This is a genomic window from Paraburkholderia sp., assembly GCF_036488505.1.
Taxonomy (GTDB): Bacteria; Pseudomonadota; Gammaproteobacteria; order Burkholderiales; family Burkholderiaceae; genus Paraburkholderia.
Genome location: NZ_DASXHN010000052.1, coordinates 1 through 2,934 on the forward strand (window position 1 = coordinate 1; position 2,934 = coordinate 2,934).

Annotated in this window: 3 protein-coding genes and 1 pseudogene; 3 read left to right on the forward strand and 1 reads right to left on the reverse strand. The window is 61.1% G+C overall.

The features are described from left to right. Positions 1–49 precede the first annotated feature (49 nt). From VGH68_RS03115 to VGH68_RS03125, 3 genes and pseudogenes are all read left to right on the forward strand, one after another. Positions 50–208 (forward strand): annotated as a pseudogene (locus VGH68_RS03115) (phosphatase PAP2 family protein); the annotation flags it as partial. 168 nt (positions 209–376) lie between these two features. Next, positions 377–709, forward strand: coding sequence for a DUF2322 family protein (locus VGH68_RS03120; protein ID WP_331602043.1), 333 nt, complete (start codon positions 377–379; stop codon positions 707–709). A gap of 136 nt (positions 710–845) precedes the next feature. Beyond that, on the forward strand, positions 846–1,649 hold the full coding sequence (locus VGH68_RS03125) for a class II aldolase/adducin family protein (RefSeq protein ID WP_331602041.1): 804 nt from the start codon (positions 846–848) through the stop codon (positions 1,647–1,649). Between the two features lie 13 nt (positions 1,650–1,662). Here the strand turns inward: VGH68_RS03125 and VGH68_RS03130 are convergent. Beyond that, positions 1,663–2,934: LysR substrate-binding domain-containing protein (locus tag VGH68_RS03130; protein WP_331602042.1), on the reverse strand; the 1,272-nt coding region annotated here is incomplete at its 5' end.

Consider the following 2,934-nt stretch of genomic DNA (forward strand, 5'->3'; position numbering starts at 1 on the left):
TTCGGACGTATCGCAGATGTTCCATTTCGAACTGTTGCGGTCAGGCGCCATGACGAGCATCGATCTCCGGCATATCGAAGGACTCGTTTCGATGCCTTCATATCACACGATCAATGCCATATTGTTGTGCTGGGCGGTGCGTCGAACACCGCTCGTGTACATCGTTGTTCCGTTGAATGTCGCGATGGTATTGGCCACGCCGATCGTCGGAGGGCATTTCCTCGTCGACGTGCTGGCCGGAGCCGTCGTCGCCACCGCCGCTATCCTCTTTTCGGCTACGCGCGCCTCAAGCTCGTCAGCCGAGTTCGATCCCCCATCCCCCGATCAGATAAGATACGCCTCCCCAATTCATTTCCCGAACAAACGGAGTGACGCAGTGATTCAACCGAGTGACGTATTCAAGGCCAACCTCGCGCAATTGCCTGCCATCGACGGTATCGAACGTATTGATCTGACGGACGGCAAGGGCACCGTCGTGGCAAGCATCGAGAACCAGCCGGGCAAGCAGGGCTCGCTCGCCGTGTACCACTATCTGCGGCAGGCGTTCGGCGCGTTGGACGCCAGGGCGGCCGAGCACGGCCTCGCCGTATTCGCCGAGCATACTGCCGACGCGCGCAACCGTCCGGGGGCCCATCCGAACGTCGACCGCCTGCTCGCCATCGCAGCGGGTGGGGAGACGCTGCGTATCAACGTAGTCGCCGCGGCCTGAACACGGCCGGCGTTTTCCGGCGCGTTGCGAGTTTTGAGTTGTGAGTGCCGGAAGCAAGCTTGTGACAAATCGTCGATGGACCGTGTTTCCCGTGCGGACGAGAATGAATTCTTTGATCAGCACGAAGGAGCATCTCATGGGTCATGCGGACGTCCGCGAATTGCAGATTCCAAAACCAATTGGCGGACGTTTGCCGGAGCCGCCCGTATTCGCGAGCTTCGAGACGGAACGCCAGCACCGCAAGCTCAAGCTCGCTGCGGCGTTTCGCATCTTCGCGCGCTTCGGGCTTGCCGAAGGCATCGCGGGGCATATCACCGTGCGCGATCCGGAATATCACGACCGCTTCTGGGTCAATCCGTACGCACAGCATTTTTCGTCAATCCATCCCGACGATCTGGTCTGCATCGACGAGGATGCCAACATCTATCATGGGACCGCTCCGGTCAATGCGGCTGCGGCGGCGATTCATTGCGGGATCCATGGCGCAAATCCAGATGTGGTCGCCGCGGCGCATACGCACACGCCGTACGGGCGGGCCTTCTCGGCACGGTCGCGCTTGCTGGCGCCGCTCAATCAGGAGGCCTGTCTCTTCTATGACGATCACGTGCTGTTTCGCGGCGACGTCGTCGTGCTCGCCACCGAAGAAGGCCGCCGGATCGCCGAGACCATGGGTACAAAACGTGCGGCCATCCTGCTCAATCATGGCCTGTTGACCGTCGGTTCATCGGTCGACGCGGCGGCATACCGCTTCATCGCCATGGAGCGTTGTTGCCAGGTGCAGTTACTCGCCGAGGCGGCGGGTCAGATCGAGCCGCTGTCAGATGAAGAGGCGCGCGCGACGCGTGCCCAACTGGGTTCCGACTATGTCGCCTGGCTCAATTTTCAGGGGCTTTATCAGCAGCTCCTGCGCGACAGCCCTGATCTGCGCGAACTTGCCTGAAACCCGGAGGCGCTCAGTGGGGGGAGAGCGTCGCTTCGATGGCCGGCGTCCGGTCGCGAGGGCGACCGTCACGATAGTCGCGAATCGCTGCGCCCAGCCATTGATCGAAGCGTCTTAGCGGCTCCCAGTCGCGTTTTTGCTCAGGAAACGAGTAGTAGACGGTCTCCGGATTCGGAATCGAGTGAGGGTGTGCCTGGACCAGCGCGCCGCTGCGCAACTCCCGCTCGATCAGGATGCGCGGAAGCAAGGCCACACCCAACCCGGAAAGCGCGGCGTTGATGGCCATGATGAACATGTCGTAGTGCTGGTTCGACGCGCCAGGTTCGATGACCTGCGCGCACGCCGTCTCGGACCACGCGAGCCATGCGCGCGGCAGATCGCGGGTGTGGATCCACGGCAGCGCGCTGATCCCTGCGCCGCTCAACGCAGTGCGCGTTCCCATCAACGAAGGCGCGCAGACGGCGAGAATCCGATCGTCGTTGATGAGCGGTTGTCCCGGCATCGCAGGCCACAGGCTTTGCGCAAAATAGATCGCGGCATCAAAGTTCGAATCGTCGAAGAACGTGGGCTGGTCGCGGCCCATGATGTGAAGTTGCAGATCCGGATTGTGCTCGTAGAAGTCATGCAGGCGCGGAATCAGCCATTGCGATGCAAATGTGACGCCGACGGCTAGCTGCAGCTTCACCTCGCTTTGCTTGCGCACCAGTTCGAGCGTATCGCGTCGAATCTGATCGAGATGGACGCGAATCCGCCGTGCATACTCCGCGCCCGCCGCGGACAGGACCAGCCGCTGGCGGACTCGCTCGAACAGCGTGATGCCCAGATGAGCTTCGAGTTCGTTGACCTTCTTGCAGACTGCGCCGTGCGTCTGCGACAGTTCGACGGCAGCCTTCGAAAAACTTTCATGGCGTGCCGCTGCTTCGAAAGCTTGCAGGGCGCTGAGACTGGGGACACCGCGGCGCATCGTTAATCCTTGCTGGCGAAAAGAATCAGACAACCGGTTCGCCGATGATAGCCTTTCGTACGAACCGGCGCTGCCCGCGCCTATTCGCTCGCCAACCGCGTCTGGCCTACCTCGCGCCAGCGGATCTCGAGCAGTATCACGACAATCGAAGCGAGCACCATCGTCGCTGCAATGCCAATGAACGCGAGTACGAACGTACCGGTCGTATCCTTGATCCAGCCAATAAAATACGGCAGCAAAAATCCTGACGATACCCCAATGCTCGTGATCAGCGCGATGCCGGCTGCAGCAGCACGATCCGTGAGAATGCGGCTTGGCAAC

Bases quoted from the DNA above. Each gene is read 5' to 3' on its own strand.
- VGH68_RS03125 (WP_331602041.1), top strand. From the start codon at position 846: ATGGGTCATGCGGACGTCCGCGAATTGCAGATTCCAAAACCAATTGGC.